The following is a 6,000-nucleotide window of genomic DNA, read 5'->3' on the forward strand; positions in this document are numbered from 1 at the left end:
TTTTTTTATGGCAGAACTAAAACGTGGTGCAAAAGTTCGGATTAAAAGAAAAGAATCCTACTGGTATAACGATGTGGGAACTGTGGCTAGTGTAGACAAAAGTGGTATCAAATACCCAGTGATTGTCCGCTTTGATAAGGTCAACTACGCTGGCTATAGTGGTAGCCCCTCTGGGGTGAACACCAATAACTTTGCACCCACTGAACTGGAAGTAGTTGGTTAACCTAGCCAGACTCAGGAATTTGAGTTCCTGGTGTCTGTAGAGTGCTAAGTTAACACGGTAGCACTCACCATTGATCAACTAAAGCACTCAATCGTGCCGGAACTACCAGAAGTTGAAACAATTCGCCTGGGTCTAAATCAAGTGACTACAGGCCAGGAAATCCAGGGTGGAGAGGTGTTACTATCGCGCACCATCGCCCACCCTATTTCTCCGAAAGATTTTTTAGCCCAACTCAAAACTGTCACCATTAGTGATTGGCATCGACGGGGCAAATACCTACTCGCTAAACTAACCAAGTCAGATACTGATCAAGCCGGTTGGTTAGGTGTTCACCTCCGGATGACTGGTCAACTGCTATGGCTAAGTCAAGACCAGCCTCAGCCAAAACACACGCGAGTGCGATTATTTTTCCCAAACAACCAGGAGTTAAGGTTTATCGACCAGCGCACTTTTGGTCGAATGTGGTGGATTCCGCCATCCCATTTACCAGAAACCATTATCACTGGTCTAAAGCAACTCGGACCAGAACCGTTTTCCCAGGAATTTTCTACAGATTACCTAGTCAGTAAGCTCCATCACCGCCAGCGTGCGATTAAAACCGCCTTGCTCGATCAGTCCCTGGTAGCAGGAATAGGTAATATCTATGCCGATGAAGCATTATTCTTGAGTGGTATTCGACCAGAAACCCTTTGTAAAGATTTGGGGTTAGAGCAGATCGAAAAGCTGAGCATCGCGGTTATCCAAGTATTGCAAAAAGCGATTGAGTCTGGTGGTACCACGTTTAGTGATTTTATCAACGTCCAGGGAGTCAATGGCAACTATAAGGGGATTGCCTGGGTTTATGGTCGCACCGGAGAACCCTGTCGTATCTGTAGCACCCCCATCCAGCGAACCAAATTAGTCGGTCGCTCCGCTCACTTTTGTCCGAACTGTCAGCGTTGATCAGGCTGGGAAGTGTCGGAAGTGTCGGAAGTGTCGGAAGTGTCGAGATTTCTATTCCCGATTTCCGATTCCCGATTCCCGACTCCCGATTCCCGATTCCCCATTCCCGATTCCCCATTCCCCCGATACAATAGAATAGGAAAGACAAAAGAGATTTTATGGCTGGGAAAATTAAAAAGGGAGTATTGGTTCGGGCTATCCAAGCCCAGTTAGAAGGTAGCCTGGAAGCCAAAGCAAGTGACCCCCGCTTTTCCTCTTATCTGTTTGAAACTGATGGGGAAATTCTTGATATCAAGGGGGATTATGCCCTGGTCAAATTTGGTCGGGTACCTACCCCCAACATTTGGTTGCGCATTGACCAGTTGGAAATCTCCTCTTGAATAGTAAAGAGTAGGGAGTAGGGAGTAGGGAGCGGTGCGACCCCGCGCTTTTTTAAAGCGCTAGGGAACGCGCACCGTAGAAAAATGGGGAGATGGAAAGAATTATTCCGAAAAATATTGTATAATTAGATACATATTTATAATTCTAAGTAACGAAAGTACATACTCGCCCCAATGTTCACAAACCTACCCTTGTGAGCTTTGGCACCCATAGCCCCCTAAATACCCCAATTTTGGGGGAGTTCCTGAAAAGCGATTGGCCGTAGGCCACGCTACGCGAACGCATTTCCACGCTACCCATTCCGATCATGGTACCCTATCCCAACTCCCCAATTGCTTGCCACGACAACCGTGTATCCGTCATCGGTGGTGGTAGAGTAGGGAGTACTCTTGTCCAACGGATTGCTGAGAAAAATCTGGCCGATGTCGTACTCCTCGATATTGTACCAGGTATGCCCCAAGGCATTGCTCTAGATTTACTAGAGGCCAGGGGCATTGAAGGCCACGATTGCCAAATTATCGGAACTAATGACTATGCTGATACTGCTGGTTCCGATGTGGTGGTGATTACGGCAGGAAGTCCCCGGAAACCAGGCATGAGTCGGGATGACCTGCTACAGATCAATTCCAAAATTGTGGTGGAAGCGGCTAAAAATGCGTCCGCAAAATCCCCAGATGCCATGTTAATCGTGGTCACCAATCCCCTCGATGTGATGACCTACCTAGCCTGGCAAGCTACTGACTTACCACCCCATCGCGTCATGGGCATGGCAGGGGTGTTGGATTCTACCCGATTCCGGACATTCATTGCCATGGAAAATGGTGTATCCGTTGCGGATGTGAATGCAGTAGTGCTCGGAGGCCATGGGGACTTAATGGTGCCACTACCCCGCTACTCTACCGTTAGTGGTGTTCCCATCACGGAACTGATGACACCAGACCGGATAGAAGCCCTGATCGAACGGACTCGTCGAGGAGGGGCAGAAATTGTAGAACTGATGCGCACTGGCAGTGCTTATTTTGCCCCAGCATCCTCCGCCTGTTTGATGGTAGAAGCAATATTACACAACCAATCCCGCCAAATCACCGCAGCTGCCTACCTTCAGGGTGAATATGGTTTGCAAGATATTTTTATAGGAGTACCCACCCGATTGGGGTGTCGAGGCATCGAAAAAATTTTGGAATTAAAGTTGACAGATCTTGAACTGTCCTCCCTCAAGATATCCGCTGAATCAGTTCGTGACAATATTAAGAAGGCACAAGGGATGCTGGGTCATTAGGAATAGGGAACAGGGAACAGCGGATCTGGGAACAGCGGATCTGGGAACAGCGGATCTGGGAACAGCGGATCTGGGAACAGGGGATAAGAATAGACACAAACAGTATCATTTGCGGTCTATTCAATTCCATCCCATGGTACTCATTAGTATAGGGAACAGGGAATAGGAAACAGATAATAAGTAGTTTTCGATTAAGTTGGAATTTTTCAATACATTTTATTTAAATACATTGTTTATCATTTTTATCCTACTTTCTGCTCTGTTGAGAACAACGATAGGTTGACAAGGTAAATTTTTATTACTGGATTAAAACTTCCTTCTGCAAAAAATCCTCGTATTTCTTTCCTACTCCTTCCGATTCCCGATTCCCGATTCCCGATTCCCGATTCCCGATTCCCGATTCCCTGCTCCCTGCTCCCTCTTCCCTAAACTATAAATCATCAATTGGCGGCTATTATGTCTAATACCTTAAAACCTGGAGCAATTATCAAAGACCGCTATACAATCTTAGGCGATTTAGGTCAAGGAACTTTTGGACGTACCTATCTCGCTGAAGATGCTAATCGCTATCAAGAGCGTTGTGTACTCAAAGAATTTGCTCCCCAACTTCAAAACAACTATGAATTACAAAAAGCTCAAGAATTATTTGAGCGAGAAGCTGGGATGCTATACCAGCTCAGACATAACCAAATTCCTTGTTTTCGAGAGTTACTTAGAACCAGTATTGGTCGTAAAAATTATCTCTTTTTAGTACAAGACTATGTGGAAGGGTTAACCTATCACCAGCTTTTAGTCCAGGGTCAAAAGTTTAGGGAAGCAGATGTGATTAAACTGCTCCAAGACATCTTGCCAGTTTTAGATTATATCCACTCTAAGCAGATCATTCATCGGGATATTTCTCCGGATAATCTGATTAAACGGAATTCTGACAATAAGCCAGTATTAATTGACTTTGGTTGTGTCAAAGAAATGGTAACCACTGCCATTGTCCAATCAACCGGATACGTGATTGGCACTCAAGTGGGAAAGCGGGGTTACTCCCCAGATGAACAGTTACGATATGGCAAAGCTGATGCCACTAGCGACCTTTACGCTTTAGCGGTAACTGCTTTAGTATTGCTAACCGGTAAACAGCCTCTAGACTTTTATGATAGTTATCACGCCACCTGGCTTTGGCAAGAGATAACCATTAGCCCCAGCTTCAAATCGGTCTTGGCTAAAATGCTGGCTAATCTTCCTAAAGAACGGTATCAGTCAGCCCAAGATGTCAGTGAAGCCCTAGAAACCGTAATTCCCCAGCCGGTAAGTAGCCAGCAGCCAACTAAGCTACCAAATAATCTACCAAATCAACAACCAACTAAGCTACCAAATAAACAACCAAATAAACAACCAAATAAACAACCAAATACACTATTTACCCAGATCGCTACCTTAGTGGCTGCTCCTGGTCAAACTATTAAAACAACGTTCACTGCTGTGCTCAATCGCAAACAGCAATCCACTAACCGTGAACTAAGGTTTTTTGGTATTTCTATGTCCATTTCTTTATTAGTAGTGTTTGGAACGGTAGCAGTAGCTAGAGGAGGGTTTCCTACACCAAAATTCCCGAAGATATCCTGGCAATTGCCCTCTATACCATCATTGCCCTCTAAATCATCTGTGAGTAACACCGAGCAGCAACGGCAAAAGCAAATCTATCAGCGTTGCCTAGATTTGAAGATTGAACCAGGGACTTTTTATCAGAAAGTTGATCAATTTTTTTATAGTACATATCCCCAATTAAAGGGAAAGACTCTTTCCGATAAACAAGATGATGTTCAATTCCGGCAAGCTTGGTATCAAATTGCTGAGGATTTACTTGATAATTTGGAACAAGAGGCTTTTTTGAGTAATTAAGCTGTTAAGCATTTAGATTGGGATACCTAAATTGCTCAAAGGGAACTTCGGATCAGCGGATCTGGGAACGGGGAAAAACCAATTTAAATGCGCATTAGCTTAGATGTTTTGGGGAGAGGGTGGATTGTGTGGGTTTTCTGGGAGCAGAGGGTGTTGGAAAACTATTGCATTGTCGCAATTTAAAGCCAGAACCGATGAGGGTAATGGGAATTATGGGATTTATAAAGGGTATGAGTGGTTAAAAACTATTGCATTGTCGCAATTTAAAGCCAGAACCGATGGCAGTAATGGGAGGAGAGCAGAGGGTGCTGGAAAACTATTGGATTGTCGAAATATATATCAGTTTCCTGCCTGAATCAGTAGTCTAGCAATATAAGGTTGAACGTTTTACCAATCTTCGGGAAAGTCGTCATGGAAGTATATTTCTGAAGCATTTTTATAGGATGCGATCGCATTTTCCTGATTTTCTGTAGTATCTCCTAGTATTCTCTTACGGTAGGCATTACCTAGGTTATATTGAGTCATTGCCCAATCATAGGGCAAGTCTTTTTTGGTATAAACTTCCAAAGTTAGTTGGTATGCAGCAATAGCAAGTTCGATATTCTCAGCCTTGTCCTGGGGGATTTTTTCAAAGTAGGCTGTGCCCAGGTGATTTTGAGTCATTGCCCACTCAATGGCTAAGTCTGATTTATGGTAAACTGACAAGGCTCGTTGGTATGCTTCAATAGCAAGTTCTATATTCTGAGCCCTGTCGTGGCGCATTCTGTTACTTTAGGCAGCACCCAGGTTGTTTTGATTTCTTGTCCACTGGATAGGGAAGTCTGATTTGGTGTGAACTGACAAAGCTAGTTCGTATGCTTCAATCGCAAGTTCTAGATTCTCAATCTTGTCACCACAGATTCTTTCACGGTAGGCAATGCCCAAGTTGTTTTGAGTCATTGCCCACTCGATGGGTAAGTCTTGTTTGGTGTAAACTGACAAGGCTAGTTGGTATGCTTCAATGGCTTTTTCTAGATTCTCAGCCCTGTTGTGGCCGATTCTTTGACAGTAGGCATTGCCCAGGTTGGTTTGAATAGCTGCCCAAATTTCCCGGTTACTCTCACGGGTAAAAACTGTTAGCAGCTGTTCGTAACCAGCCATAGCGATTTCTATGTTATTGGCTTTATTGCCCAGTGGAAAATTCTTGATCAGGTTGCTGAAGTTGCCAATATTTCTAGCAATGCGTTCTGCTGTTTCTGGTTCCGCTTCTGAGAATTTAGCACTAGCCCAGGCTTGAAGG

The 6,000-nt window shown here is 44.5% G+C and carries 7 protein-coding genes and 1 pseudogene; 6 read left to right on the top strand and 2 right to left on the bottom strand.

Translation table 11 applies throughout. The features are described 5' to 3' along the window. Window positions 1-7: 7 nt before the first annotated feature. The 6 genes from F6K37_RS07540 (at window position 8) to F6K37_RS07565 (ending at window position 4,721) form a co-directional block, all read left to right on the top strand. Window positions 8-223 carry a photosystem I reaction center subunit IV gene (locus F6K37_RS07540; protein ID WP_009149180.1) on the top strand — a complete coding sequence of 72 codons (216 nt, stop codon included), beginning with the start codon at window positions 8-10 and terminating at the stop codon, window positions 221-223. A 93-nt stretch (window positions 224-316) separates the two neighbouring features. After that, entirely contained in the window at window positions 317-1,165 is an 849-nt protein-coding gene (locus F6K37_RS07545) for a DNA-formamidopyrimidine glycosylase (RefSeq protein WP_287249271.1), read from the top strand. Then, complete coding sequence (locus F6K37_RS07550) at window positions 1,162-1,299, top strand: hypothetical protein (protein ID WP_287249273.1); 138 nt, start codon at window positions 1,162-1,164, stop codon at window positions 1,297-1,299. Before F6K37_RS07545 ends, F6K37_RS07550 begins: the two co-directional genes overlap by 4 nt. A 24-nt stretch (window positions 1,300-1,323) precedes the next feature. Continuing rightward, entirely contained in the window at window positions 1,324-1,545 is a 222-nt protein-coding gene (locus tag F6K37_RS07555) for an NAD(P)H-quinone oxidoreductase subunit O (protein WP_009149183.1), read from the top strand. 308 nt (window positions 1,546-1,853) lie between these two features. Then, window positions 1,854-2,825 carry a malate dehydrogenase gene (gene mdh / locus F6K37_RS07560; protein WP_009149185.1) on the top strand — a complete coding sequence of 324 codons (972 nt, stop codon included), beginning with the start codon at window positions 1,854-1,856 and terminating at the stop codon, window positions 2,823-2,825. A gap of 456 nt (window positions 2,826-3,281) precedes the next feature. Then, entirely contained in the window at window positions 3,282-4,721 is a 1,440-nt protein-coding gene (locus tag F6K37_RS07565; RefSeq protein ID WP_009149187.1) for a serine/threonine-protein kinase, read from the top strand. Window positions 4,722-5,108: 387 nt separating this feature from the next. Here the strand turns inward: F6K37_RS07565 and F6K37_RS07570 are convergent, their stop codons facing one another. Next, window positions 5,109-5,483 carry a tetratricopeptide repeat protein gene (locus F6K37_RS07570; protein WP_287249278.1) on the bottom strand — a complete coding sequence of 125 codons (375 nt, stop codon included), beginning with the start codon at window positions 5,481-5,483 and terminating at the stop codon, window positions 5,109-5,111. A 9-nt stretch (window positions 5,484-5,492) separates the two neighbouring features. After that, window positions 5,493-6,000: pseudogene (locus tag F6K37_RS07575) on the bottom strand (tetratricopeptide repeat protein); the annotation flags it as partial.

The sequence above is a fragment of the Moorena sp. SIO4E2 genome, assembly GCF_010671945.1.
In the GTDB taxonomy this organism is placed as follows: domain Bacteria; phylum Cyanobacteriota; class Cyanobacteriia; order Cyanobacteriales; family Coleofasciculaceae; genus Moorena; species Moorena producens.